The sequence below is a fragment of the Aeromonas sp. A04 genome, assembly GCF_047780465.1.
Classification (GTDB): Bacteria; Pseudomonadota; Gammaproteobacteria; order Enterobacterales; family Aeromonadaceae; genus Aeromonas; species Aeromonas bestiarum.
Genome location: NZ_JBLNHP010000005.1, coordinates 69879 through 94837, shown reverse-complemented (window position 1 = coordinate 94837; position 24959 = coordinate 69879). Strand labels below are relative to the sequence as shown.

At 62.8% G+C, this 24959-nt stretch carries 22 protein-coding genes; 16 read left to right on the top strand and 6 right to left on the bottom strand.

All coding sequences use genetic code 11. From position 1 onward, the window contains the following. Positions 1–11: 11 nt before the first annotated feature. Complete coding sequence (locus tag ACM3N8_RS16080) at positions 12–896, top strand: 6-pyruvoyl trahydropterin synthase family protein (RefSeq protein ID WP_290019212.1); 885 nt, start codon at positions 12–14, stop codon at positions 894–896. Positions 897–980: 84 nt separating this feature from the next. On the opposite strand, the gene ACM3N8_RS16075 is transcribed toward ACM3N8_RS16080, so the two are convergent. Continuing rightward, positions 981–2993, bottom strand: a complete 2013-nt coding sequence (locus ACM3N8_RS16075) for a methyl-accepting chemotaxis protein (protein ID WP_172955326.1) — start codon at positions 2991–2993, stop codon at positions 981–983. A 250-nt stretch (positions 2994–3243) separates the two neighbouring features. Between ACM3N8_RS16075 and hinT the strand changes: the two genes are divergently transcribed. The 9 genes from hinT to secF all read left to right on the top strand — a co-directional run bounded on the left by hinT (position 3244) and on the right by secF (position 11443). After that, positions 3244–3594: a purine nucleoside phosphoramidase gene (gene hinT / locus ACM3N8_RS16070; RefSeq protein ID WP_042869695.1), complete on the top strand. Its 351-nt coding sequence runs from the start codon at positions 3244–3246 to the stop codon at positions 3592–3594. Then, on the top strand, positions 3594–5018 hold the full coding sequence (locus ACM3N8_RS16065; protein WP_290019211.1) for a COG3014 family protein: 1425 nt from the start codon (positions 3594–3596) through the stop codon (positions 5016–5018). The genes hinT and ACM3N8_RS16065 overlap by 1 nt, the downstream gene beginning before the upstream one ends. Before the next feature lie 72 nt (positions 5019–5090). Then, positions 5091–5483 carry a YcfL family protein gene (locus tag ACM3N8_RS16060; RefSeq protein ID WP_043141200.1) on the top strand — a complete coding sequence of 131 codons (393 nt, stop codon included), beginning with the start codon at positions 5091–5093 and terminating at the stop codon, positions 5481–5483. Continuing rightward, positions 5483–6079 (top strand): penicillin-binding protein activator LpoB, encoded by a 597-nt coding sequence (lpoB, locus tag ACM3N8_RS16055; RefSeq protein WP_005302153.1) that lies wholly within the window; start codon positions 5483–5485, stop codon positions 6077–6079. Before ACM3N8_RS16060 ends, lpoB begins: the two co-directional genes overlap by 1 nt. After that, the gene (locus tag ACM3N8_RS16050) at positions 6069–6902 is read left to right on the top strand and encodes a phosphotransferase (protein ID WP_290019210.1); all 834 of its coding nucleotides are present in this window, start codon (positions 6069–6071) and stop codon (positions 6900–6902) included. The genes lpoB and ACM3N8_RS16050 overlap by 11 nt, the downstream gene beginning before the upstream one ends. 112 nt (positions 6903–7014) lie before the next feature. Beyond that, entirely contained in the window at positions 7015–7872 is an 858-nt protein-coding gene (locus ACM3N8_RS16045) for a DUF6279 family lipoprotein (protein ID WP_043141194.1), read from the top strand. Positions 7873–7979: 107 nt separating this feature from the next. Next, positions 7980–8453: a hypothetical protein gene (locus ACM3N8_RS16040; RefSeq protein WP_052449190.1), complete on the top strand. Its 474-nt coding sequence runs from the start codon at positions 7980–7982 to the stop codon at positions 8451–8453. A gap of 157 nt (positions 8454–8610) precedes the next feature. Next, on the top strand, positions 8611–10413 hold the full coding sequence (gene secD / locus ACM3N8_RS16035; protein WP_103470543.1) for a protein translocase subunit SecD: 1803 nt from the start codon (positions 8611–8613) through the stop codon (positions 10411–10413). A gap of 115 nt (positions 10414–10528) precedes the next feature. Then, on the top strand, positions 10529–11443 hold the full coding sequence (secF, locus tag ACM3N8_RS16030; protein WP_172955328.1) for a protein translocase subunit SecF: 915 nt from the start codon (positions 10529–10531) through the stop codon (positions 11441–11443). A gap of 68 nt (positions 11444–11511) precedes the next feature. Here secF and ACM3N8_RS16025 read toward each other — a convergent pair whose 3' ends face one another. Further along, on the bottom strand, positions 11512–12114 hold the full coding sequence (locus tag ACM3N8_RS16025) for a DUF924 family protein (protein ID WP_416016336.1): 603 nt from the start codon (positions 12112–12114) through the stop codon (positions 11512–11514). 210 nt (positions 12115–12324) lie between these two features. On the opposite strand from ACM3N8_RS16025, the gene ACM3N8_RS16020 reads away from it, so the two are divergent. The 3 genes from ACM3N8_RS16020 (at position 12325) to ACM3N8_RS16010 (ending at position 17165) form a co-directional block, all read left to right on the top strand. Beyond that, complete coding sequence (locus tag ACM3N8_RS16020; RefSeq protein WP_274454057.1) at positions 12325–13242, top strand: DUF808 domain-containing protein; 918 nt, start codon at positions 12325–12327, stop codon at positions 13240–13242. 180 nt (positions 13243–13422) lie between these two features. Further along, positions 13423–15201, top strand: a complete 1779-nt coding sequence (locus ACM3N8_RS16015) for a M3 family oligoendopeptidase (protein ID WP_416016335.1) — start codon at positions 13423–13425, stop codon at positions 15199–15201. A gap of 155 nt (positions 15202–15356) precedes the next feature. Then, positions 15357–17165, top strand: a complete 1809-nt coding sequence (locus tag ACM3N8_RS16010) for a M3 family oligoendopeptidase (RefSeq protein ID WP_416016334.1) — start codon at positions 15357–15359, stop codon at positions 17163–17165. 55 nt (positions 17166–17220) lie between these two features. Here the strand turns inward: ACM3N8_RS16010 and ACM3N8_RS16005 are convergent, their stop codons facing one another. Then, positions 17221–18618, bottom strand: coding sequence for a nucleobase:cation symporter-2 family protein (locus tag ACM3N8_RS16005; protein WP_241280618.1), 1398 nt, complete (start codon positions 18616–18618; stop codon positions 17221–17223). Between the two features lie 485 nt (positions 18619–19103). On the opposite strand from ACM3N8_RS16005, the gene ycfP reads away from it, so the two are divergent. Continuing rightward, the gene (ycfP, locus tag ACM3N8_RS16000) at positions 19104–19643 is read left to right on the top strand and encodes an alpha/beta hydrolase YcfP (protein WP_043556158.1); all 540 of its coding nucleotides are present in this window, start codon (positions 19104–19106) and stop codon (positions 19641–19643) included. A gap of 78 nt (positions 19644–19721) precedes the next feature. Beyond that, complete coding sequence (locus ACM3N8_RS15995; RefSeq protein ID WP_098983822.1) at positions 19722–21014, top strand: NAD(P)/FAD-dependent oxidoreductase; 1293 nt, start codon at positions 19722–19724, stop codon at positions 21012–21014. A gap of 105 nt (positions 21015–21119) precedes the next feature. Here ACM3N8_RS15995 and ACM3N8_RS15990 read toward each other — a convergent pair whose 3' ends face one another. From ACM3N8_RS15990 to ACM3N8_RS15980, 3 genes are read right to left on the bottom strand one after another with little or no spacing between them, the layout of a single operon-like run. Beyond that, positions 21120–21920, bottom strand: a complete 801-nt coding sequence (locus ACM3N8_RS15990) for a hypothetical protein (protein WP_098983823.1) — start codon at positions 21918–21920, stop codon at positions 21120–21122. A gap of 46 nt (positions 21921–21966) precedes the next feature. After that, positions 21967–23043 (bottom strand): HBL/NHE enterotoxin family protein, encoded by a 1077-nt coding sequence (locus ACM3N8_RS15985; RefSeq protein WP_043141162.1) that lies wholly within the window; start codon positions 23041–23043, stop codon positions 21967–21969. Between the two features lie 24 nt (positions 23044–23067). Next, positions 23068–24177, bottom strand: a complete 1110-nt coding sequence (locus ACM3N8_RS15980; RefSeq protein ID WP_290019206.1) for a hypothetical protein — start codon at positions 24175–24177, stop codon at positions 23068–23070. A 436-nt stretch (positions 24178–24613) separates the two neighbouring features. Between ACM3N8_RS15980 and ACM3N8_RS15975 the strand changes: the two genes are divergently transcribed. Continuing rightward, positions 24614–24931, top strand: coding sequence for a heavy metal-binding domain-containing protein (locus tag ACM3N8_RS15975; protein ID WP_043556151.1), 318 nt, complete (start codon positions 24614–24616; stop codon positions 24929–24931). Positions 24932–24959: the final 28 nt, after the last annotated feature.

Genomic DNA, 24959 nt, shown 5'->3' with positions numbered 1-24959 from the left:
AGGCCTGACTGATGAAGTTATTTGTAAGAGATTTGACCGTGATCGATTCCAGCTACCTGTGTGAACGCCGTGGCATGGTAGGGGAGAGCTGGCTGGTGGATGTCGAGATGAGCGGCGAGCTCAACGAGATGAGCATGCTGCTGGACTTTGGTCGGGTGAAAAAACTGATCAAGTCGATCATCGATGAAGAGGTGGATCACAAGCTGCTGGTGCCGGCCGAGTGCGCCTTGGTCCATGTGGCCCATCTGGAGGGGGAGGAGAGCACGGTGGATCTGCTGCGCCCGGGTCGCTCCATTCACCTGCGTTGCCCCACTCAGGGCTTTGCCTTCATCCCGGCGCCCCAGATCGACAAGGAGTCCGTCACCCGCTATCTGCTGGCTGTGCTGGCTCAGCGGCTGCCCGGCAACATCAAGGATCTGTCGCTGACCCTGCGCCAGGAGCAGATCGATGGCGCCTTCTACCACTACAGCCACGGCCTGAAAAAGCACGATGGCAACTGCCAGCGCATCGCCCACGGCCATCGCTCTCCCATCGAGATCCACCTGGACGGTGAGCGCGACGCTGAGCTGGAGCTGAACTGGGCCGAGCGCTGGGCCGACATCTACCTCGGCACCGAAGAGGACAAGGTGGCCCTGTCCGAACTCTCCCTGAGCGAGCTGGCCGAGGCGACCCTGAAGGATGCCGGCGAGCAGTATCTCGGCTTCAAGTACGTGGCCCCCCAGGGGTTGTTCCAGCTGGCCATGCCGGCGGGGGAGGTGGAGATGATCGACACCGACACCACCATAGAGCTGCTGGCCTGCTACATAGCCCGCGAGGTGAAGAAGCAGGTGGGCGACAAGTTCGTGAAAATCGTGGCCTATGAAGGAGTGGGCAAGGGCGCCATCGCCTACGCCTGATCCCGCGATTCTTGCCAGAATAAGCAAGGCCCCGCATCTGCGGGGCCTTGTCGTGTCAGGGCAATGGAAAAACAGACGCCCTCATCAGGCGCTGAGCCGGAAGCGTTTGACCAGGCTCTCCTGCTGCTCGGCCAGGGAGTCGAGCTGCTGGCTGGTCTCGGCCACCCGGGCTATGCCCTGATAGTTGAGATCCGAGATATCCGAGATGCGGTTGAGGTTGGTGGCGATGTCGGCGCTGGTGGCCTGCTGCTGCTCGGCGGCGGAGGCTATCTGGCTCGACATGTCGCTGATCAGCACCACTATCCCCTGCACCTCTTCCATGGCGTTGTTGGCGTGGGAGCTCTGATCCACGCAGCTGTCCATCTCGCGGGAGCACTCCTGCATCACTGTCACCGCCTTGGCGACCCCCTGCTGCAGGTTCTCGATCATGGTCTGGATCTCGCTGGTGGACTGGGCGGTGCGCCCCGCCAGGCTGCGCACCTCGTCGGCCACCACCGCAAAGCCGCGGCCCTGCTCGCCGGCCCGGGCCGCCTCGATGGCGGCGTTGAGCGCCAGCAGGTTGGTCTGCTCGGCGATGCCGCGAATGACGTCGAGTATGTTGCCTATCTGGTTGCTCATGGCACTGACATCGCCGATCACCTTGCCGGTCTGCTGCAACTTGCCCGCCAGCTGATGGGTGGTGGTGATGTTGCCCGCCATCACCTTGCGGCCGGTCTCGGAGGCTTTCTCCACGTCCTGCACCCGCTCCAGGGTCTGGTTGGCCGCCTGGGCCACTTCACGCACCGAGGCTTCCATCTGGGTCATGGCGGCGGCGACCGAGGCGGTTTCCTGACGCTGTTTCTCCAGATCCGCCCGCACCGATTCCGTGGTGTGACGGTTGTCGTGGGCGGCGTTGTTGAGCTGGGTCGAGGCCTGGGAGAGCTGGGTCAGCACGTCCCCCATCTGCTGGATCAGCAGGTTGATCTGGCTGCCGAGCTGGCCAAACTCGTTCTTGCTGCGAAAACCGATGCGTTGGGTCATGTCGCCCTGGGTCACCTCGGTCAGCACCCGCAGCAGCTCCTTGAGCGGGCGGCGAATCGCCTTGCCCAGGGTGTAGGCCACCAGAATGGCCACCAGGATGGCGATGGCGATGCTGATCCCCTGGGTGAGCGTGCTCTGGGCCTGCACCTTGCCGGAGGCGCGAATACTGGCGTTCATCAACTGCTGGCTCTGGTCGGTGATCCCCTCCAGCTTGCTCTGGATGCTGACGATGAGCTTGCTGGCCTGCTTGCTCTGCTCGCGCATTTGCTCCTGTTGCTGCATCAGCGCCAGGTACTGGGAGAGCACCCCTTCGCTGGCGGTCGTGTCGCGCACGAAGCCGTGCACGTAGTGGCCCATGTCATTGTCGAAGTTCTTGAGCTCCCCCTGCAGATCCTTGATGGTGCTGTTGAACCCCTCGATCTGCATCTTGTTGCGCTTGAGCGCCCCCTCGATGGGAGCGGGTATGCTCTGGTTGAGCGCATCCATGGTGGAGAGCTCGATGGCGGAGAGCTTGGTGGTCAGGGTCTCGGACAGCATCTTGATGAAGCTGTCGTCTATGGTGACCATCATGTCGCCGAGGTTTTTCTTGAACTGGGGCAGGCTGACCTGAAACTGTCCCTTGGCCTGGTTCACCTTGTGCAAGCGGGTGAGCAGGGCCTGATGCTCGGTGGGTAGGGTGCCGGTCAGTTGCAGATAGTCGCCGACCAGCTTGCTCAGTGCCGCCATCTCCCCCTGCAGCTCAGGGTGTGCCGCCGCCTGCCGGCTGAGGGTGGCGAGCGTCTTGTCGACCTGGGCCTTGGCCTGTTGCAGCTCGGCCACCTCGGCCGGGATCTGCTTGGGATCCTGCTCGGTCAGCACGTCGGTGAGCCACTTGTTGGCGCTGAGCAGGCTGATCTGGGTCTGACTGCTGGCGATCACCAGCGGCATGGATTGCCGGGTGACCTGATCCAGCGCCTGATTGAGCTCGCTCTGGCTGCGAAAGGTGAGTACCGAGGTGGCCGCCATCACGGCCACCAGAATGGCAAAGCCTAAATAGACCCTCTGCAAGATGGAGAGGTCTGACATTGTTTGTTTCATTATTGTCCCGCTGTATATGCAAAAGTCCCTTGCCTGAATACCCCGTCCATTTGATACCCTGCTACCACCCTGGGCGAGCGACGCCATCTGACGTCTTCCGGCTATCGGTATTTTTAACAATAACTGAAGAGAATGGGACAACGGCTGTGTCAAATGTCGGCTTGTGTCACACTTGGCGGGCCCTGATGGCCACCTCGGGAGCCGCTTGAGGTTGGTGTTGAATTTTCTTTTTCATATAAAGGAGTTATCCATGGCGCAAGAAACCATTTTCAGCAAAATCATCCGTAAAGAGATCCCCGCCGACATCCTTTATCAAGACGATCTGGTGACCGCATTCCGGGACATCCAGCCCAAGGCCAAGACCCATATCCTGATCATTCCCAACGTGCTGATCCCCACGGTCAACGACGTGGAAGCCGAACATGAGCTGGCCCTCGGTCGCATGTTCACAGTGGCCCGCAAGCTGGCCAGCGAGGCCGGGATCGCCGAGGATGGCTATCGCCTGATCATGAACTGCAATCGCCACGGCGGGCAGGAGGTCTATCACATCCACATGCATCTGGTAGGGGGTCAATCCCTGGGGCCGCTGCTCTGCCTGTGATGCACCGCTTTCCCCGTCTGGCCGGCCTCCTGCTGGCCAGTGCCCTGCTGGGGGGCTGCGCCTCCCACTGGCAGGACATGTTCGTCTCCTATTCCGATCAGATGGTGCCCCTGCGCAACCAGCTGCTGCTGGGGCACGTCGCCGAGGCGCTGCCCGAAGTGCGCGAGTCCACCCTGGGGGACGACACCTATGTGCTGGACCGGCTCGAGCAGGGCCGCATCGCCTGGTTGGCCGGTCAGGATGCGGGCAGCAAGCAGGCCTTCGCCGCCGCCGACAGCCGCCTCGAGTGGGAAGACAATCAGGCCCAATACCGGCTGAGCCAGGGGCTGGGTCAGGCGGGCAGCCTGCTCACCAACGATCAGAGCATGGCCTACCTGACGCCGGATTATGAGCGCACCATGTTGCATCACTATCTGGCCCTCAACTACCTGCAGCGGGGAGACGCCGACGGCGCCCTGGTGGAGGTGCGCCGTGCCAACCAGGTGCAGGAGCGTGCCCTCAAGGCGCGGGCGGGGGAGGTAAGCAAGGCCAGAGAGAAAGGGGCCGAAGCTAGTACAGAGCGGGAGATGCGCCAGCTGATGTCGCGCGGGGCACCGGATCTCGACCGGCTGATAGGCCAGGTGAAAAACGGTTTCCAGAACGCCTACACCTTCTATTTCTCCGGCGTGCTCTATGAGGCAGCCGGGGATCTCAACGATGCCTGGGTCGACTATCAGCGCGGCTACCAGATAGCGCCGGACAACCAGAGCCTGCAGGATGCCTTGCTGCGCCTGGCGCGGCTGCGCGGCTCCCCGGACGAGCTCAAGGAAACCGAGAAGAAGCTGGGTCGCAAGGCGCCGCCTTTAACCAAAAATCAGGGGCAGCTGGTGGTGCTGTTTGAAGATGGGCTGATCCCGGCGCGGCGCGAGCTGTTCCTGCCGCTGCCCATCTCCACCTCCAGCGGCGATTTTCGTACCTTTACCGTGGCAGTGCCCTATTACGACAACCGGGCCAGCAACACGGGCCCGCTGACGGTATCGGTGGGCAAGCGGGTTGAGCAGACCAGCGAGCTGGTGCGGCTGGAGGCGCTGGCCGCCAAGGATCTGCAGGAGCGGTTGCCGGGCATGCTGACCCGTCAGGCGCTGCGGCTGGTGACCAAGGAGCAGCTGAGGCGCACCGCCGCCAAGGAGGGGGGCGATGTGGGCAATATTCTGGTCGGCATCTTCAATACCCTCTCGGAGCGGGCCGATACCCGCAGCTGGCTGACGTTGCCGGCCCAGGCGTCCAGCTGGCAGAGCATGCTGCCGGCTGGCGAGGTGCAGCTCACCCTGGGGGCGGGCAGCGCCATGCGCACCCTGCCGCTCACCGTTCACGGCGGGCGTACCACCCTGGTGTGGGTGCAGCGGCTCGGTGCCGGCCTGACGACCCGGGTGATGCCGCTCTAAGCGCACGCCCGGGACCATGACACCCATGACTGACGGGCGGGCCCAGATGGCCTGCCGGCTAAGGAGATCAAGATGAAAGCATACGGTTTGGCCCTGGTGATGCTGCTGACCGGCTGCGCCACCAATACCTCCGGCGTGGCGCTCTATGGCGCGGCGGGCGCTGCGGCGGTGGCGGAGCAACATCAAAACGTCAATGTGACCCTGACCGAGCTGAGCCGGCGCGAGCAAAACGGCCTGCTGCAGGTCAATGTGGCGGCGGCCAGCACCCAGCGCGGTGACAACAAGCTGCAATACCTGTTCTATTGGTATGATGAGGCGGGGCAGGAGGTGGCCAGCGATGGTCGCGGCTGGACCCCTATCAAGCTGCACGGCTATCAGACCCGCACCCTCTCTGCCCTGGCGCCGAGCCCGGCCGCCCGGGGATACCGGATTTACGTACGCGAAGTGATTGAGGAATCCTACTGATGAAAATGAATCATGCCCTGCTGATATTGACCGGCGCCCTGCTGCTTGGCGGCTGTTCCAGCACCACAGTCAGCTATGGCGATCCGACCGAAACCGAGACGGTGACAGTGGACTACGGTTCATCGGATCTGCAGGCCATTGCCGACAAGATGGCGGACTCCATGCTCGCCTCGCCGGCCACCAGCGAGATCACCGCAGGCGGTCGTCCCGTGATGTTCATGGACTCCATCCGCAACAAGACCTCTGAGCACATCGACACCGAGGCCATCACGGACACCATCCGTACCAAGCTGCTGCGAGCCGGCAAGTTCCGCTTCGTCGACATGAGCAAGGTGGCGGCGGTCAAGCAGCAGCTTGAATACCAACAGAGCAGCGGCATGGTGGATCCCGCCTCCATGGTGCGTCTGGGCAAGCAGACCGGTGCCCGCTACATGGTCTATGGCAACCTTGCCAGCATCGTCAAGGACAACGGCAAGGTGAAGGATGTCTACTACCAGATGACCATGAACCTGATGGATCTGCAAAACGGCGAACTGCTGTGGGCCGATCAGAAAGAGATCCGCAAACAGGCGAAGAAATCCACCTTTGGCTGGTGATCTGGCGGAGCTGGAGTTGCTGGCCAGCCTGCCGGCTCCCTGGCGTTCGGGGCGGCTGGAAGCGCTGGCCAGCGGCCTGACCAACTGCAACTATCGACTGCGCCTCCCCTCGGGGCGCAGTCATTTTTTGCGGCTCGGTCATCCGGATCCCTGTCGGCTCGGTATCGACAGGGCGACTGAGTGGCAGCTCTATCGGGGAGCCATGGGGCAGGGGCTGGCGCTGCCCTGTCATCACAGCGATCCCGCCAGCGGCCTGATGCTGCTGGATTGGTGCGATGAACCCAACTGGGCCGAGGCGCCCCCGCCCCCCGCCGAGCAGCCCGGTCTGCTGGCAGAGGTGCTGATACGGCTGCACCGGCTGCCGGTGCCCGCCGTGGTGATGGCGGTGCGGGCTCATGCCGCCGGTTATCGCGGCCGTCTGGCCCGGATCCCTGACTGGCTGCCTGCGCTGGAACGGGGACTGCTGGCCAGTCGCGAGCCGACCGATTGCTGGCTCCCTTGCCATCATGATCTCAATCCGGCTAACTTGTTGGGAACCCGGCCCTGGGTCATCGACTGGGAGTATGGCGCCGCCGGTCATCCCGGTTTCGAGGTGGCCAGCATACAGCGCACCCACGGCTGGGACGACGGCCAGCGAGAGGCGCTGGAGAGCGGCTATCTTGAGCGGGCAGGGGCGCGTTTGGGAAGCCGGGGCTTTCAGAGCCAGGCCTTCCTGCCCTGGGTCGACTACATAGGCTTGTTGTGGGCGCTGCTGATGGCCGAGCACACTCCCGGGCCCGATTACCAGGCCCTGATAGACACGAATCGTCAACGGCTGGAGTAGGGCTGGTGGCGGGGGGCAGGTGTTGCTCGACACGAATCGCTGCGTATCAACGCTGGCACAGGCAGGATCAGATCGATATGAATCATCAACTCGTCAATCTTTGGAGTAGTGCATGGTGACCTCCTTTTCCTGGCGTCAACCCCGCAGCTGGAGCCTGCTGCTGATCTGTCTGCTGCTGGTGGGCTGCTCCACCCGGGTGGTCTATTACTGGCTGGATGTTGCCATCGTCTGGCAGCTGGATGACTATTTCTCGCTGGATCGCAGCCAGAAGCGGCTGCTGGACAACGAGGTGAAGGGGCTGATGGCCTGGCACCGCCAGTACGAGGTGCCCCGCTATGCCGATGATCTGGATGCGCTGGCCAGGGCGGTGGCGAGCCCCATGAGCCCGGCCCAGGTCTCGCTTCATCTGAATGCGGCCCAGCAGAGCCTGACCCGCACCCTGGAGAACACGGTTCCCCGCGCCGTGCGGCTGGCCCGTACCCTGACCGAGGAGCAGGTGGCCATGTTCATGAAGGACAGGCTGAGCCGGCAGACCGAGCGGGAGCAGGATTTTGCCCGCCAGCCCAAGGCCGAGCTGCTCAAGGAGTTCACCGGCAAGATGAACGAGCGGCTGGTGTTCTGGATCGGGGAGGTGAAGCCGGCCCAGGCGCCGCTGGTGGCCCAGTGGGTGGAGTGGCAATACGAGCTGCAGGCCCCCTGGCTGGAGTTTCAGACCGCCTGGACCAGGGAGCTGGACAGGCTGATGCAGCAGCGCCAGAGCCCGGACTTCGGTGCCCAGCTCACCGCCCTGTTGCAGCAGGGGGATGGACTCATGGATGGCCGTTTCACCGGCTACACGGATCAATCCCGCCAGCGCACCGTCAACTGGCTGAGTGCCCTGAGCCAGTCGCTGGACATCTCCCAGCGCGCCCATCTCTACACTCTGCTCAAGGGCTATGCCCGCGATTTCAGGCAGATGTCACAGGGGTGAGTTTCGTTTTCGGCAGGGCGCCGTGCGAGGCTTGACGGCCCTGCCGCCCTTGTCCTTGTTGGGTGCCTGTGGTAGTTTGCCCTTTCTATTATTTGGGAATTAACTTTTTGAGCCTGCTGGACAAAGTGAAACTGGCGTTGATGACACTGCTCATCTCGCTCACTCTGTTGCTCTCTACCGTTTCGGTGGAGGGGCTCAAGGTATCCGCGCCTCAGGCCGCTTCCCAGCCTGGCCAGGTGATGAGCGATGCCGGCACGGGCGATCAGTCCGATACCCTGCTGGTGATCCACAGCGCCAGCGACAGCGACGACGGTGTCGTCAAGTTTGTCGGCTCCCATCAGAATCATCTGCTGCGGCTCGAACACTCCCTGCGCAGCGATCACCAGCCCGGCAGCGTCGTCTACGAGCTGATCATGAGCTGGTCACAGCAGGCGATCCTGCTGCTGCTGTGCGGCCTGCTGCTCTATGCGGCGCTCTTCTACCCCAAAAACAGCTTCCGCGACCGCTTTGCCACCATTCACCGGCACAGGTTGCAACGCCAACACCTGCAATACCGCTTCTCCCAGAGTTATCTCGCCTGATCCCGATGGGGTCCGGCCTCGCTGCACTGCCTCATCGTCTCCTGTAAAGCCTGCTCACCGCGCGTGAACGGGCGCCCAGTCTCATTTGTATTTTCTTGCGTGCCGCTCCCGCCATGGGGGGCGAGTGCGCCGCCTTCTCCTGACAGAGGCTTTTGCCATGAGAAAAAAGAGTCGTACCACCCTGAATCGCATGAGCATGTGGCAGTATGCCCTGCTGCTGCTCATGCTGTTCACCTTCGCGTTTTACTCCCTGCCCACCTTCTTCGGTGAGCAGCCTTCCCTCGGCCTGCACGGCCAGACCAGCCTGACCGAGGCACAGCGCACCCTGCTGGCCGACAACCAGATAGCGCCGGTCAAACAGGTGCAACAGAAAGAGCGGGTCGAACTGGTGTTCAACAGCCAGTCCGAACAGCAGAGGGCCAAGCAGCTGCTGGAGCAGCAGGGCTATGACAGCGCGGCCCTGACCCTGGAGTTCTACTCCAATGCCCCGACCTGGATCAGCCAGCTCGGCGCCGCCCCCATCAAGCTCGGGCTGGACCTGCGCGGCGGCTCCCAGCTGCTGATCGGGGTCGATCTCAGCTTCGTGGTGGACAACCAGACCAGAAACCTGGTGGACATGCTGCGCACCCAGTTCCGCGAGGCGCGCCTGCGGGGCGCCAACGTGGCCCGGGTGAGCGAAGGGGAGGTGAGAGTCACCCTGCCCGAGGTGGCCGATCAGGCGCCCTGGCTCAACATCATCAAGGATTCCGCCGGCACCCGCCAGGATCAGTGGCAACTCAATCGCAGCGGCAACGAGCTGCGGCTGGTGATGAGCGAGGCCGAGCGCACCCTCTTGGCCAACAACGCCGTGACCCAGAACCTGTCAATCCTGAAAAAGCGGATCAACGAGCTCGGAATCGTCGAGGCCTCGGTCCAGCGTCAGGGTCAGGATGGCATCCGCATCGAGCTGCCCGGGGTGCACAATCCCAAGCAGGCCAAGGAAGTGATAGGTGCGACCGCGTCGCTGGCCTTCTACGAGGCCCAGGCCGACAGCCGCTTCTTCATGGCGGATCGCAGCGGTCAGGCCGTCGGTCTGGCCCGCAAGCCGGTGCTGAGTGGTGAGCACATAGTCGATGCGCGCGCCAATATGGGCGAGATGGGCCAACCCCAGGTCAATATCGTGCTCGACAGCCTGGGTGGCAGCAAGATGAACCAGTTCAGCCGCCAGCACGTGGGCAAGCCGATGGCCACCGTCTTCACCGAATACAAGACCAACGCCCAGGGCAAGCTGCGCGCCCAGAGCGAGGTGATCAACGTCGCCACCATACAGACGGCGCTCGGCAACCAGTTCCGCATCACGGGTATTGGCAGTCTGCCAGAGGCCCAGGAGCTGGCCATGCTGCTGCGGGCCGGTGCCCTGACGGCGCCGCTGAAGATCCTGGAGGAGCGCTCAATCGGCCCGACCCTGGGCTTGCAGAACATAGAAGCGGGCTTCACCGCGCTGGCGTTCGGCATGGCGGGCATGATGCTGTTCATGATGGCCTGGTATCGCAAGTTCGGCTGGGTCGCCATCACGGCGCTCATCGCCAACCTGCTGATGCAGGTGGGCATGCTGGCCGTGCTGCCGGGGGCCGTACTGACTCTGCCGGGGATCGCCGGTCTGGTGCTCACGGTCGGCATGGCGGTGGATACCCATGTGCTGATCTTTGAACGGATCAAGGACCGCCTGCGGGAGGGAGGAAGTCTTGCCAATGCCATCGACTTTGGCTATCGCTCGGCGTTTCGCACCATCTTCGATGCCAACATCACCACCCTGATCTGCGCCGTGGTGCTCTACTCCATCGGCTCGGGCCCGCTGCAGGGCTTCTCCATCACCCTGATCCTGGGTCTCATATCCAGCATGGTGACCGGCATCTGGGGCACCCGCGCCATCATCAACCCCCTGTGGGGCAAGAGCAGCGACAAGCTGCTGAGGGTGTGACCGTGACCCCTGCATTCACTCTGTGCCATAGCGCCGCGCGTTCGAGCCTACTCCGCGCCTGCGCCACGCGCTTCCGGTTGAGAAGCCCGAGTCAGCTGTTGTCGAGGATAGAATTATGTTGAGAATGATCGTTGCCATGGGCCTGACCCGCTGGCGTTACATCGGGTTGTGGATCTCCGTGCTGCTGACGGTGGCGAGCATAGCCGTGCTGGCCATCAACGGGCTGTCGCTCGGGCTCGACTTCACCGGCGGCATACTGCTGGAGTTTCGCATCCAGACCCTGAAAGAGGCCCATGAACTGAACGCCCTGCTGAGCGCCCCGCTGGCAGGGGCGGTCGAGCTGAGCGGCGCCGGCATCCCGGGGGAGTGGCTCATCAAGCTGCCACCCCACGAGCTGCCCTGGCCGGCCGAGGAGTTGGCGGTCATGCTGGGTCAACAGCTCAACTTGCCGGTGGAGCTGCTGCGCACCACCATAGTCGGCCCTCAGGTGGGTGCCGAACTGTTCCAGCAGGGGATGCTGGCGGTGCTGGTAGCCTCCTTGGCCATCTCCGCCTACCTGGCGGTGCGCTTCGAGTGGCGTCAGGCCATCGGCATCCTGGTGTCTGTGCTGCACGACGGCCTGGTGGCCATGGGGCTGCTGGCGCTGTTCAACATCGAGTTTGACCTCAACGTGATCGCCGGTCTGATGGCGGTGATCGGCTATTCCCTCAACGACAGCATCGTCATCTCGGACCGGTTGCGGGACATCTTGAGCTCACGCACCAAGCTCTCCATCCACGACTGCTCGGACGTGGCGATCAAGGCCACCTTCAGCCGCACCATGATCACCTCGGGCACCACCCTCTTTACCGTGGGCGCCCTGCTGCTGTTCGGCGGCGATGCCCTCTACGGTTTCGCCTTCACCCTGTTCGCCGGCATCCTGGTGGGGACCATCTCCTCCATCACGGTCGCCTCCACAGTGCAGGAGCTGCTGGGTCTCTCGCCCCAGGCCTATCAGAAGAAAGAGGAGGAGCTGGCAGAGGCGGCGTGATGCCCCTTGTCCACTCCCTGCATGCAAAACGGGCCCATCGGGCCCGTTTTTTTGTCTCTGCGGCTGGCCTAGAAGCCGGAGCCAGGTTGCTGCAAAAATTCGGCCTCCTCCGGCGTGCTGGTGCGACCCAGGATGGCGTTGCGGTGAGGAAAGCGGCCAAAGCGTTCGATGATCAGCTGATGGCGGCGGGCAAAATCGGCGAAGCCCTCAAAGGTGGCCTGCGCCGGACTGCCGGCCTGCTCGGCCGCCAGCGCCTCGAACAGGGTCACGCTGCGGACTTGCTGCTCGCGCGATTCGGCGTGTTCCAGCGGCAGGTAGAAGAAGACCCGCGCCAGCGGCGAGAGCGCCTTGTCTGCCCCCAGCGACAAGCCCTTCAGACAGAGATCCCGGGCCAGCGGGTCCTGGGCAAAGGCGCCGGGCGTGGCGCGATGTATGTTGCGTGGCAGTTGATCCAGCAGCAGGATCAGCGCCAGTCGGCCGACGGGTACCTCGGCCCAGTGGGCCAGAGAGCCGGTGGCGGCGGCTTCGGCCAGCGCCCCAAAGCGGTCGGCTATCAGCGCATCGGTTTCGCTGCTTTTTCCCCACCAGAGCGGGGCTTGCCGTTTGGCGCGGGTGGCGTCGTCGGCGTCATCGCCAAACCAGAAATCGAGCAGAGATTGCCAGGGTTGCATGGGAACTCCTTGAGCCGGGGGGACTCGGGGTGAAACAAGGCCAATTGACCCTGATGTGGTTGCTGCCTAACGGGCGGCTTCTCGTTACACTGTGCCATCTTTTGCCTGAAATAAGGACCCCCCTCTGGTCGGCATTCGCCTGTGGCGCCTGCCCGGCGAGATGGCCTGCGTGCCCGGGGGATGTTTCCACTGATATGAGGAATGCCTGATATGGCCGGAACCAGTTTGTTGGCCCTGCTCGATGATATAGCCAGCGTGCTCGATGACGTGGCCCTGATGACCAAGGTGGCGGCCAAGAAGACCGCCGGCGTGCTGGGGGACGATCTCGCCCTCAATGCCGAGCAGGTCTCCGGCGTGCGGGCCGAGCGGGAGCTGCCGGTGGTGTGGGCCGTGGCCAAGGGGTCGTTTCGCAACAAGCTCATTCTGGTGCCTGCCGCCATCGCCATCAGCGCCCTGGTGCCCTGGCTCATCACCCCCTTGCTGATGCTGGGGGGCGCCTACCTCTGCTTCGAGGGGGCGGAGAAGCTGGCTCACAAGTTTCTGCCCCACGAGGCGGCAGAGAGCGAGCAACACAGGGGCCCGGTGCCGGACGATCTGGTGGCTTTCGAGCAGCAGAAGATAAAGGGGGCCATTCGCACCGATTTTATCCTCTCTGCCGAGATCATAGTCATCGCGCTCGGCACAGTGCAAGGCAGCAGCCTGGGCCTGCAGATCTCCGTGGTGGCGGGCATAGCCCTGCTGATGACGGTAGGGGTCTATGGCCTGGTGGGCCTTATCGTCAAGCTCGACGATATCGGCCTGCACCTGCTGCAAAAGCCCGATGGTGGCCCCTTGCGCCGGGCCGTGGGGCGGGGCCTGCTGGTGACTGCGCCCCGTCTGATGCACCTGCTGGCACTGGTGGGGACCATCGCCATGTTCATGGTGGGTGGCGGCATTCTGGTGCATGGCTGGCCCTTCGCCCATCACCTGGTTGAAGCTGCGGCCGCAGCCCTTGCCACCTTGCCATCCGTGGGCGCCGTGCTGGCCGCGGTGACGCCGACCCTGCTCAACGCCGTGGCCGGTGTGGTGGCGGGCATGGTGCTGGTACTGGCCATGACCCTGGTGAGCAAACTCAAACCCGCCAAATAACGGCGGCCTGTCCACTGTTTGTGCTCGGCCGACAGAGGCCGTCGCACAGGTGATTGTTCGTCTTGTTTGTTGACTCGGATGGGGGCTGGGCAAGTGCCGGTCCCCTTCGTACTATCCGAACTGGCACCAGCCCACAGAGGCGGGGCCACATGACATGGATGCAAACAAACAAGGACTATCATGAACCCACCCGTTTGGCTGGATGATCACATCTATGCCGCCCCCGATTGCCCGGCGATCGACGCCGATTTCCAGCGTGCCCGCGAGACCCTGAACAGCCTGCAGCACTTGCTGGATGAACTGCCCAAGACCACCGACATCAATGCCTTGCGCCACCTGCTGCGGGCCATCAGATCCTGCTGGACCGACGTTTGCCGGCTGGCCTGGAACAGCCAGACCTATGCCTATAACCGGCTCAGTCGCAATGGTCGCGACGAAGCGGCGCGTGCGTTGCTCTCCCGTGGTCAGCAGTTGCAGGCGACCCTGGCCCAGCTCAGCAAACCTGTGGCCCTGTTCTGGGCAAGCGCCCCCGAGGGGCAGGTGCGGGCCCTGTTGCAGGATCCCGAGCTGTTCGAGCTGGCCTATGCCATCCGTCACGACAGGCGCCAGCAGGATCAACGGCTCTCCTTGGAGAGCGAACAGTTGATCGCGGGGCTGGGGGTGGATGGACTGCAAGGCTGGGGGGATCTCTACGACAGTCTGGTGGGCCGACTCAGGCCCGTGGTGGACGGAGAGCCCATGGAACTGGCCCAGGCGGATAACTTGCTGGCTCACCCGGATCGGGCGCGCCGTGCCAGCGCCTGGCACGGCATCCAGGCCGCCTGGCAGGCAGAGCAGGAGACGGTAGCCGCCATCCTCAACGCCATCAACGGCTGGCGCAACGAACTCGCCGCCCAGCGTGGCAAGACGCGTCGGCTCGATGCGCTGGATGTCTCCTGCCATCAGAGCCATATCGAGCGCGCCACCCTGGATATCCTGATGGCCGAGGCTGACGCCCACAAAGCGCTGGGACGGCGAGCCCTGCGCGCCATGGCCAGCGCCCAGCAGATCACCGATTTTGCCCCCTGGGATCTCTATGCCCCTGCGCCCGCCGCGACCCCTGCCTCGCTCAGCTTCGAGCAGGCACTGACCCTGGTGGCCGATGCCTTCGCCGGGTTTGACCCTGAAATGGGGGCCTTTGCCTGTATGATGGCCGAGAAGGGCTGGATTGATGCAGCCCCCAGTGCAAACCGGCGCAGCGGTGCCTACAGTACCGAATATGCCTATCCTCCCGAGCCTCGGGTGTTTCTCACCTTCGAGGGCACCATGGACAACCTCATCACCCTGGCCCACGAGCTCGGGCACGCCTGGCACAGCTGGCTGTTGCGGGACTTGCCGCTGGAGCAGCGCGACTACCCCAAGACGCTGGCGGAGACCGCCTCCCTGTTTGCCGAAACCCTGGTGCGCGATGCCCTGTTTGCCGCCACCGACAACATGGAGCAGCGCAGAGCCATCGCCTGGCTGGACGGGGAGCGTGCCGCCAGCCTGCTGCTCGACGTTCCGGCCCGCTTCACCTTCGAGCGGGCCCTGGTGGCGGCGCGGGAGCAGGGCTATGTGGGGGCAAGCCAGCTGCGGCAGATGATGAAATCCGCGCAGCAGCAGTGGTATGGTGACACCCTCAGCCAGTACGACGAGCTGTTCTGGGCCAGCAAGGGCCACTTCTCCATCACCGAGCTCGGCTTTTACAACTATCCCTACCTGTTCGGCTATCTGTTCAGCCTGGGGCTCTATGCCCAGAAGGAGCGGGCCGGGGGCGATTTTGCCCACGCCTATCGCGCGCTGCTCACCGACACGGGCCGCATGAGCGCCGAGGATCTGGTGGAGAAACACCTGGGGGTCGACATTCGCGAACCCGCCTTCTGGCAGGAGAGCCTGCGCTATGTGGAGGAGGCGGTCGACCGCCTCGAGCGACTGGTGTGACGGGCTGGCCCATCTGATCGCATCGGTTGATCAGACAGGCCGTTCGGGGTCGCCCCTACGGCCCCTGTTTCTTTCGTGGCGAGCCCGCAGCGGCCCGGCCACGCGCATTTCACCCCGGGCAGCCTCTGCCCCCTGATATTGATGACGAGCGTTTGATGCAGCAACGAATCTACCCACAACAGTGGCACAACCAGCATATCTATCCCGCCCTCGATTGCCCCGAGCTGGAAGCGGACATGAGCCTGGCCCGAGCCAACCTAGCCGAGCTTGCCGGTTTTATCGACGGTCTTGAGCAGGTGTTGGGCAACGCCGACGCCTTGCCCGATTTTTTGCGCGAAGTGCGTCTGCGGGCCCAGCGGATCCGCAATATCGGCTGGAATGTCGCCATACTGGCGGCCTGCAAGGGCAGTCAGGACGCCCGCGATGTGCTCGCCAAGCAGCTGGCTTCCCGCGCCCGCGCCCTCAACGCCGATCTGTTCAAGACCCTGGCCCCGGTGGAAGATCTGATGCTGGGGCTGCCCGAACCCGAGTTTGAGCGGCTGATGCAGGATCCCTTGCTCGGAGAAGAGGATTACCGGCTGCGCCATGAGCGCCGGCTGCAGGATCAGCGCCTGCCGGTGGAGGCAGAGCAGCTGGTGATAGGGCTTGGCACCGACGGGCTGCACGCCTGGGGCAACCTCTACAACGATCTGGTGGGCAAGATCCGCCTCGTGATCGACGGCCGCGAGATGGGGCTGGCCGAGGCGAGCAACCTGCTTTCCAGCCCGGTACGGGCCCTGCGCCGGGAAGCCTTCGACGCCATCAGTGCCAGCTGGGAAGGGGAGCAGGAGACGGTGGCGGCCATCCTCAATGCCCTCAATGGCTGGCGGCTGGAGCTTTCGCGCCAGCGCGGCAAGCAGCGAATGCTGGATGCGCTGGAACTCTCCTGCCATCAGAGCCACATAGAGCGCACCACCCTGGATACCCTCATGGCCGAAACCTATCACGCCCGGGGTCTGGGCCAGCGGGCGCTGGGGCTGATGGCGAAGCGGCTCGGCATCGACGATCTGGGGCCGGAGGACTTGTTTGCACCGCCCCCGGCCGCCAGCAGCCGCGAGATCCCGTTCGAGGAGGCCATCGACATCATCGCCGAGGCCTTCGCCCGCTTCGATCCCGAGATGGGGGAGTTTGCCCGCATGATGGCCGAGAAGGGCTGGATCGATGCGGCGCCCACCCCGAACCGGCGTACCGGTGCCTACTGCACCAAGTTTGCCGAGCCGGTGGAGCCGAGAGTCTTTATCACCTATGCCGGCACCATGGACAATGTCATCACGCTCGCCCACGAGCTGGGTCACGCCTGGCACAACTGGCTCATTCGCGATCTGCCCATGAGCCAACGCAGCTACCCCATGACGCTGGCGGAGACCGCCTCCATCTTTGCCGAAACCCTGGTGCGCAGCGCCCTGTTCGAGCAGGCGCAGACGCCGGAGCAGCAGCAGGCCATCGCCTGGGCAGAAGCCGATGGCGCCGCCACCTTCCTGGTCAACATTCCGGCCCGCTTCGACTTCGAGCAGGCGCTGGTGGCTGCCCGTGGACAGGGCTATGTGTCGGCACAGCGGCTAAAGACGATGACGGATGAAGCCTGGGGCCGCTGGTATGAGGAGAGTCTGGTGCGTTATCACCCTCTGTTCTGGGCGGCCAAGGCGCATTTTTCCATCGCCGGGCTCGGTTTTTACAACTACCCCTACCTGTTTGGCTATCTGTTCAGCCTGGGGGTCTATCAGCAGTTGATGAGCCGTCAGGCGGCAGGGGAAACGAATGTGGCCGGGGCGTATCGCGCCCTGCTGCGCGATACCGGCCGCATGAGCGCCGAAGATCTGGTGGCAAAACACCTGGGTCAGGATATCCGCGAGGCTGCCTTCTGGCAGGGCAGCATGGCGCTGGTGGCGGCGGCGGTGGATCGCTTCGAGCAGACCTGCGGCTGAGGGGACTCTGGCACGTGAAGGCGCCGCCGGGCAGTGTATCTGCCCGGCGGCTTTTTTATGGCTGGGGGTCGACTGGCCGAACCGGGCCCACCAGCAGGGGGCGAGGCTGGTGGCTGAGATCCGGCTGGTAGCCGTTGAAGAAGAGATTCAGCAGCACCGAGCTCAGGGTCGCCAGCAGGATACCGCTGTGCAGCAGCGGCTGCAGTGCGGCGGGAAAGTGTTGAAAGAAGTGGCCGGAGACGGTGGGGATCATGCCTATTCCCAAGCTGATGGCGACTATGTAGAGGTTGTGACGGTTGCTGTTGTAATCGGCCCGCGCCAGGATGCGAATGCCGGTGGCCAGCACCATGCCGAACATGACGATGCCGGCGCCGCCGAGCACGAAGGGGGGAATGGAGGCGACCATCAGCGACATCTTGGGGATCAGGCCAAAGGCGAGCAGTATCCCCCCCGACATGACGCAGACCCAGCGGCTCGACACCCCGGTCACGCTCACCAGCCCGATATTCTGGGAAAACGAGGTGTGGGGGAAGCTGTTGAAGATGCCGCCAATCACGGTTCCTATGCCGTCCACCCGCAGCCCCCGCACTATGTCGCCCCGGCTGGCCGGGTGACCGACTATGTCGCCGAGGGCCAGAAACATCCCCATGGATTCGATGAAGGTGATCAGCATGATGACGGTGAGGGTGGCGATGGAGATGGGATCGAAGGTGGGCCAGCCGAAGGCGAAGGGGACTATGGGGGCAAACCAGGCCGCCTCATCCAGGCCGGTCAGGTTCACCTCGCCCATGCCGATGGCGATGACGAAGCCGAACAGTATGCCGAGCAGCACAGAGATGTTGCTGAAAAAGCCCTTGGTGAAGCGGGTCACCAGCAAGATGAAGGCGAGCACCAGGAAGCTGGTGCCTATGTAGCGCAGGCTGCCGTACTCGGGATTGCCCTTGCCCCCCGCCATCCAGTCGATCCCCACCTGCATGATGCTGATCCCGATGGAGGTGATCACCACACCCGTCACCACGGTCGGGAAGAGCGGCATCAGGCGACCGACCAGGGGCACCAGCAGGGTGGAGAGGATCCCGGCGGCTATGGTGGCACCGAAGATGCCGGTCAGCCCCAGATCCGGGTTGGCGCCTATGGCCAGCATGGGCATGACGGCGGCGAAGGTGACCGACATGATGACCGGCAGCCGGATCCCGGCAAACCGGCCTATTCCCAGACACTGCAGCAGGGTGACGATGCCGCAGCAGAACAGATCCGAGCTGATGAGATAAGAGATTTGATCCTTGGGCAGCCCCAGGCTGCCGCCTATCACCAGCGGCACCGCCACGGCGCCGGCGTACATCACCAGCACATGTTGCAAACCCAGGGTAAAGAGCTGGCCGGGGGGGAGCATGCGTTCCACTTCATCGACGGGACTGTGGGTGGTCCTCCCGGGGGGATTGGTCTGGTTCATGAATACCTCACTCCTTGCGGCCCGACCGGCAGGGCCGGGCAAGATGGGGCTGGCTGTCCCGCTCAGGGACCCGGGATGGGTTGGACAGGGGGACGGGCGCCGATCCTGTGCGTGCAGGTATGATCGGCGTGGATGGCCAGCCCGGCTGCGCACCCATGGTGGCGGATACTGCACAAAACGTGCGCATTGGCTTGGTAGTGATGCGCCTGCCGGTGGTTTTGTGGACGGGATCACAGGGTTGGCAAGCTATGAAGGGCAATCGTTTGCCGGCCTGTGGGACGGGGTCTCACATTGGTAGCCGGCGTATCATTTCTGCCTGGCGGGCTCTCACTTTGATACTCGCGCGGGGGAAAGGCCCCCTCAATCTGGTTTCATCCGCAACCGGAGGCGTGATCCAAAGCAAGAAAGTGGGATGTTTTGGTGGCGCAGGGCCCCGCCGCTGGGGTAGGTTCGATAGAACCGACACAGTTTTTGAGGTCTTGTCCATGATCATCTATCTGCATGGTTTTGATGCCACCAGCCCCGGCAATCATGAAAAAGTGCTGCAGTTGCAGTTTATCGATGATGATGTGCGTTTCGTGCACTACAGCACGGTTCATCCCCGTCATGACATGAGCCACCTGCTCAAGGAAGTGAAGAAGCAGCTCGACATGAGCACGGACCCCAAGCCCCTCATCTGCGGAGTGGGGCTGGGAGGCTACTGGAGCGAGCGGATCGGCTTCCTGTGCGGCATCAAGCAGGTGATCTTCAATCCCAACCTGCACCCCGAGATCACCATGCAGGGCAAGATAGACAGACCGGAAGAGTACGAGGATATAGGCACCAAATGTGTGTCTGAATTTCGTAGTAAAAATTCAGGAAATTGCCTCTGCATCCTTTCCGTTCAGGATGAAATCCGCGATAATGGCGAAACTGAGCGTGAATTGAAGAATTATTACAACATCGTGTGGGATGAGCGAGAGACTCACAAGTTCAGGAACATCTCTCATCACCTGCAACAGATGAAGGCTTTCAAGGAAGCCTGATTGATCGTCACGTCATGGATTCAACTATCAAGGGAGCCGATGGCTCCCTTCGCTTTAATGGAACCGAGGTAATTAACCATGACCAATATTGTTGTCGTCGGCGGCGGGGCCGGCGGTCTGGAGCTGGCCACCAGCCTGGGTCGCAAGCTGGGCAAGAAGAACAAGGCGAAGATCACCCTGGTCGATCGCAACCGTACCCACCTGTGGAAACCCCTGCTGCACGAAGTGGCCACCGGCTCCATGGATGCGGGCATCGATGCCCTGAGCTACCAGTCCCATGCCAAGAACCATGGTTTCGATTTCCAGCTGGGCAGCCTGACCGACATCAAGCGCGACGAAAAGCGCATCGTACTGGCGAAGATCGTCGACGATAACGGTGACATAGTGGTCAACGAGCGGGAACTGCCCTACGACATCCTGGTGATGGCGATCGGTTCCGTGTCCAACGACTTCAACACCAAGGGCATCAAGGATCACTGCATCTTCCTGGACAGCCCCTCCCAGGCACACCGCTTCCACAACAGCATGATGAACCGCTTCCTGCAGTTCGCCACCGAATACCAGCCTGGTGACAAGGTGAAGATCGCCATCGTCGGCGGCGGTGCCACCGGCGTCGAGCTCTCCGCCGAGCTCTACAACGCGGTCGAGCAGCTCTATGCCTACGGCTTCAAGAACCTCACCACCGACAGCCTGAAGGTGAGCCTGGTGGAAGCGGGCCCCCGCATCCTGCCGGCACTGCCGGAGCGCATCAGTGGCGCCGCTCATCAGGAGCTGGTGAAGCTGGGGGTGGACGTGCGTACCGCCACCATGATCACCGAAGCGACCAGCGAGGGTCTGCACACCAAGGATGGCGAGCTCATCGAAGCGGATCTGATGGTGTGGGCCGCCGGTATCAAGGCGCCGGACTTCATGAAGGATATCGCCGGGCTCGAGACCAACCGCATCAACCAGCTGGTGGTGAAAGAGACGCTGCAGACCAGCCGTGACGAGAACATCTTCGTCATCGGTGACTGCGCCGCCTGCCCGCAGCCGGATGGCAAGTTTGTGCCGCCGCGCGCCCAGTCCGCCCACCAGATGGCGACCCAGGCGTGCAAGAACATCCTGGCCAAGCTGGAAGGGGGCGAGATGAAGCCCTACCTCTATCACGATCACGGCTCGCTGGTGTCGCTAAGCCGCTTCTCCACCGTGGGCAGCCTGATGGGCAACCTGATGCGTGGCTCCATGATGGTGGAAGGCTACATAGCCCGCATGGTGTACATCTCGCTCTATCGGATGCACCAGGTCGCCCTGCACGGCTACGTCAAGACCGGTCTCATCATGCTGGTGGGTCGCATCAACCGGGTGCTGCGCCCGACCCTGAAGCTGCACTAAGCCGCTTGGGGCAAACGTGCCGGGGCGGCAATGGCCCCGCGCACCATGAAACGCGCACTATGAAAAAGGAGAGGCCTTGGCCTCTCCTTTTTTGTTGCTGGGGTATCAGGAGGCATCCACCTGCAGGGTGCGCACCTCGGTGAGGGCGGCGGTGAAGAAGAGCCGCGCCAGCTCCGGATCCCCTTGCCCGGCATCGCGGGCGACGTTGGCAATATCGCCGCCGAGCAGGGTGATGGTGTTGCCGACCTTGCTCACCCGATCGATGAGGGAACCGAATTGCTGGGAGAATGCCGTCGTCTGGCCGAGAAAGCCTTGCTGACGCTGGATCTGCCCCTCAATCTGGTTCACCTGTCCCTCCAGACTGTTCACCTTGTTCTGGGTTTGCGTCAGGGTGACGGCCAGGGCGATGAGGCCCGGCAGCCCCAGCAATCCCAGCCCCAGCAGGTAGAGCTTTTTCTTGTTGAGGGAGTCCAGCTCCTGACGGGCCCCGGCCAGGTTGGATTGCAGCCCGGCTATGGTGGCTTGCAGCTCCACGCCGATCCGTTGCAACGCTATGTTGTCTTGCGTGATGCGATCGTTGGCCGTCTGGCTGGCGGTCAGGGTCTGGGCGGTCAGCGTCTGGATGGGGGCGATCTCCTGCTGGACCAGATCGACGAATGCCTTGAGCGCCTCGGGGTTGAAGGGGCCGGTATTGGCCAGCTGTTGCGTCAGTTGCACCTCCAGGCGCGCACCAAACGCCAGGACCTGCTGCTGCATGGTTTGCACCTGGGGCAGCAGCGCCGCGACCACCTCCTCGACGTTCTGCTGGATGTTGACGGCGTTTTGCGGCAGACCGGTGAAGGACTGAATGACGGCTTCGGCCTGCTGCATGTTGGCAATGGATTGAGAAAGAATACCGTTGCTCATGGGCTCTCCTTGATGGAAGAGGGCGGTCTGGCCGCCCTCCTTTGGTTTAGGCGGCCAGACGGCCGACGAAATCGGCTATGGTGGCGGTCGCGGGCACTTGCATGGGGCTGACGCCGGCCATCTGGGCCTTGATGGTGTTCACGTCGACGAGCACCGTCTTCACTGTGGTGTCGGCGGCGGTCAACCAGAGCTGGCGGATGTCATCGCCGCTGGTGATGCCCTTGTCCAGATCCGTGATCAGGCTGCCGAGATCCGAGGTCAGGGCGTCCCAGGCATTGCTCATCTGGGTCGCGGCATTGACCGCGTTTTGGGCCTGTACCTGGAGCCCTTTATAACCATTGCCGATCTGGGTGGCGATCAGTACCTCGCTGTTGAGGTTGCTGCGCTTCTGGTACAGATCCTGGCGGGCGCCCAGCGAGTTGTGCAGCACTATGGAGCCTGCCGTGATACCGGCGGCGCCTGCCACCATCATGGCGACCCCACCTATTACCACAGGTGTCGAGGTGCCGGCGGTGACGAAGTCGGCCACTGCGCCTATGGCAGTGACGAAGGCGCCGCCAATCACCAGCAAGCCCCCAACCACTATGCCGGCGATGGCGCCGTCGATGGCCGCGTTGACCTTGTCGATGTCACCGTTGAGCTGAGCCAGCACCCCGTTGTCACCCTGCACCTTGCTGTTGAGGTTCACCACTATGCCCTGGAAGTTGCGGGAGTCGGTGATCAGGTTGTTGTTGAGATCCAGGATAATAAGGCGGGTGTCGGAGGATACCTTGTGGTACTCGGTGGCCTGTTCCTTGATGACGTTCAACTGCCTGAGCCACTGGGCCTTGGTGGAACCGGGAGGAAGCACGGTCGGGATGGCATTTTGCAGAGCGTAGTAGTTGGAGATGTTGCTGATGTTGGTGATGATCTGTGGCTGGATCTGGTTGAGGTACAGATCCGCATGCCCTTTGGCGACGTCCAGTCCCTGGTTGATCTGGGTCTGGTTGTCCTTGAGGTTCGGGAACTGACTGAAATCCACGGACACCTGTTGCTTGACGCTGTTGCAATAGGTCTGGATCTGCAGCGCCTGACCGGCCTGACCAGCCATGCTCTGATCCATGGAGATGGTTGCATTTATCATGTCTATCGTCCTTTTGTGGTGGGGTTAAGCATCGGGCAGGACGCCGTTGCCGGCGTAGGCGGTCTTGATGTCATTTACCTGATCGGAGAGCTGTTGCCAGGATTGGGTATCCAGCGCCAGGGTGCGTCTGAGCAGACGCACATCGCCGTCGTTGCTGAGGTCTGCCACTATGGGGACGGCGCTCTGATAGGCGTCGGCCACCTTCTGCCAGCCCGAGGGCAGGCCGGTGATCGCCCTGGCTACCGTCTCGTAGGTGCTGACAAACAGCTGGTTCTGGGCCTGCACCGACTTTGCGACTGTCAGCATGGCGTTGGTCTCTGCCAGCGCCTGATAGGCCTGAGCCAGTTTCTGGGTATTGGCCTTGAGCTCCTTGGCCGCCAGGCTGGCACCGGCTATGCCGGATGACAGGGCCTGGATACCGGCGATCATGTATTGGGTCTGCTGGTCTGATCCCTTGGCCGTGCCTTGGCTAGCGGCAGGCTTGGCGGCGGGTTTTTCCTCCAGCGCCAGCGAGGTCACGATAGCGTGGCCCAGTTGGCTGACACCCTCACCGGCCTTGCCACCCTCATCGACAATGGCCTGAATGTTTGCCGCTATGGCCTGGTTCAGTGCGTCTATGGCCTTGGCCTGGCGCTGGGCATCGGCGATCAGATCCTGCTCGAGCTGAGTGATCACCCCCAGGAAGTTGTCCATCAGGGGACGCAGCGAACCCCAGGCGACCTGAACCCGGGTGTTGAGCGTCTGGGCCAAGAGCCGGTAACTCCGGGCCTGATCGGCCAGCGAGGTCAGCTGTTCTGCCAGCTTGGCTCGCCCGGCCAGCACGGCCGCATCGTCATCCTGGCCGAGCAAGCGGTTGAAGGCCGCGACCAGGGCGTAGAAATTCGAGCCATAGCTCATCAGATGGATAAGGCCAGGCAGGTTGTCTTGCTGGTAGTAGCGCGCCTGGTTGAGCATCTGGGCCTGGTAGGCCTCAATCTTGACTGCCAGGGATGAGTCGAGCTCACTCCTGGCCAGGGACTGCTGCATCAGCAGCAGATTGGCATAGCTCTGATTGAGCAGGGCCGGCGAGGCCGCAGACAGGTAGGCTGCCAGCAGGCCTTGATCCCCAAGATCCAGTGTGGTGATTGTGGTCATGGTGTGGCCTCCGCACGGGCTTCGGCGAGGTGGCTTGCGTGGAAAGGTACCCGCGTTGAAGGGGTGGGATGAGGTAGTCGGGTGTCGAGCTGCATCATGATGCTGTCCTCGTGACGAAGTGGGTCAGTCTCCGGCGTCGGGCCGGGACAGACTCACCCTATGGAAAGGCGAAATGGGCCACAACTGACACTTCTATCACTTGATGTTTGGGCCAGATCGGCTATTGAGGGGGCGCTTGGATGCTTATCGTGCAGCTTGCTCAGCCTTGTCTCCCGTTGCTTGATGCCGGCAGGATCCAACCGGTTGACTCTCTACGGATCCTGCTCCTCGAAACACAGACAGCACTGATCCACAGACACGCATCGAGTCTGTTTTCTTGCCTGGAAACTATCGCTGCTTTAGGCTGTCTACCCAGTGAATCGATAAGGAAACCAAGATGATCCTCTCAACTACCCCCACCCTGGAAGGCAAGACCATTCGTGAATATCGCGGCATAGTCGTGGGCGAAGCCATCCTCGGCGCCAACATCTTCAAGGATCTGTTTGCCGGGATCCGCGACATCATAGGCGGCCGCTCCGGCGCCTACGAAAAAGAGCTGGCCCGTGCCCGCGAGATTGCCTTCGATGAGCTCAAAGAACGCGCCTCCGCCCTGGGTGCCAATGCCGTGGTTGGCATCGACATCGACTACGAGGTGGTGGGGCAAAATGGCAGCATGCTGATGGTCAGCATCAGCGGTACCGCCGTGCTGGTCTGATCCCTTGAATACACTGAAAAACCGGCAA

Bases quoted from the DNA above. Each gene is read 5' to 3' on its own strand.
- ACM3N8_RS16025 (WP_416016336.1), bottom strand. From the start codon at position 12,114: ATGCAACCCTGGCAATCTCTGCTCGATTTCTGGTTTGGCGATGACGCC.
- ycfP (WP_043556158.1), top strand. From the start codon at position 19,104: ATGATCATCTATCTGCATGGTTTTGATGCCACCAGCCCCGGCAATCAT.
- ACM3N8_RS16080 (WP_290019212.1), top strand. From the start codon at position 12: ATGAAGTTATTTGTAAGAGATTTGACCGTGATCGATTCCAGCTACCTG.
- ACM3N8_RS15990 (WP_098983823.1), bottom strand. From the start codon at position 21,920: ATGAGCAACGGTATTCTTTCTCAATCCATTGCCAACATGCAGCAGGCC.
- ACM3N8_RS16015 (WP_416016335.1), top strand. From the start codon at position 13,423: ATGAACCCACCCGTTTGGCTGGATGATCACATCTATGCCGCCCCCGAT.
- secD (WP_103470543.1), top strand. From the start codon at position 8,611: ATGAGAAAAAAGAGTCGTACCACCCTGAATCGCATGAGCATGTGGCAG.
- secF (WP_172955328.1), top strand. From the start codon at position 10,529: ATGTTGAGAATGATCGTTGCCATGGGCCTGACCCGCTGGCGTTACATC.
- ACM3N8_RS15995 (WP_098983822.1), top strand. From the start codon at position 19,722: ATGACCAATATTGTTGTCGTCGGCGGCGGGGCCGGCGGTCTGGAGCTG.
- ACM3N8_RS15975 (WP_043556151.1), top strand. From the start codon at position 24,614: ATGATCCTCTCAACTACCCCCACCCTGGAAGGCAAGACCATTCGTGAA.
- ACM3N8_RS16060 (WP_043141200.1), top strand. From the start codon at position 5,091: ATGAAAGCATACGGTTTGGCCCTGGTGATGCTGCTGACCGGCTGCGCC.
- ACM3N8_RS16020 (WP_274454057.1), top strand. From the start codon at position 12,325: ATGGCCGGAACCAGTTTGTTGGCCCTGCTCGATGATATAGCCAGCGTG.
- ACM3N8_RS16065 (WP_290019211.1), top strand. From the start codon at position 3,594: ATGCACCGCTTTCCCCGTCTGGCCGGCCTCCTGCTGGCCAGTGCCCTG.
- ACM3N8_RS16005 (WP_241280618.1), bottom strand. From the start codon at position 18,618: ATGAACCAGACCAATCCCCCCGGGAGGACCACCCACAGTCCCGTCGAT.
- ACM3N8_RS16010 (WP_416016334.1), top strand. From the start codon at position 15,357: ATGCAGCAACGAATCTACCCACAACAGTGGCACAACCAGCATATCTAT.
- ACM3N8_RS16045 (WP_043141194.1), top strand. From the start codon at position 7,015: ATGGTGACCTCCTTTTCCTGGCGTCAACCCCGCAGCTGGAGCCTGCTG.
- ACM3N8_RS16075 (WP_172955326.1), bottom strand. From the start codon at position 2,993: ATGAAACAAACAATGTCAGACCTCTCCATCTTGCAGAGGGTCTATTTA.
- lpoB (WP_005302153.1), top strand. From the start codon at position 5,483: ATGAAAATGAATCATGCCCTGCTGATATTGACCGGCGCCCTGCTGCTT.
- hinT (WP_042869695.1), top strand. From the start codon at position 3,244: ATGGCGCAAGAAACCATTTTCAGCAAAATCATCCGTAAAGAGATCCCC.
- ACM3N8_RS15980 (WP_290019206.1), bottom strand. From the start codon at position 24,177: ATGACCACAATCACCACACTGGATCTTGGGGATCAAGGCCTGCTGGCA.
- ACM3N8_RS15985 (WP_043141162.1), bottom strand. From the start codon at position 23,043: ATGATAAATGCAACCATCTCCATGGATCAGAGCATGGCTGGTCAGGCC.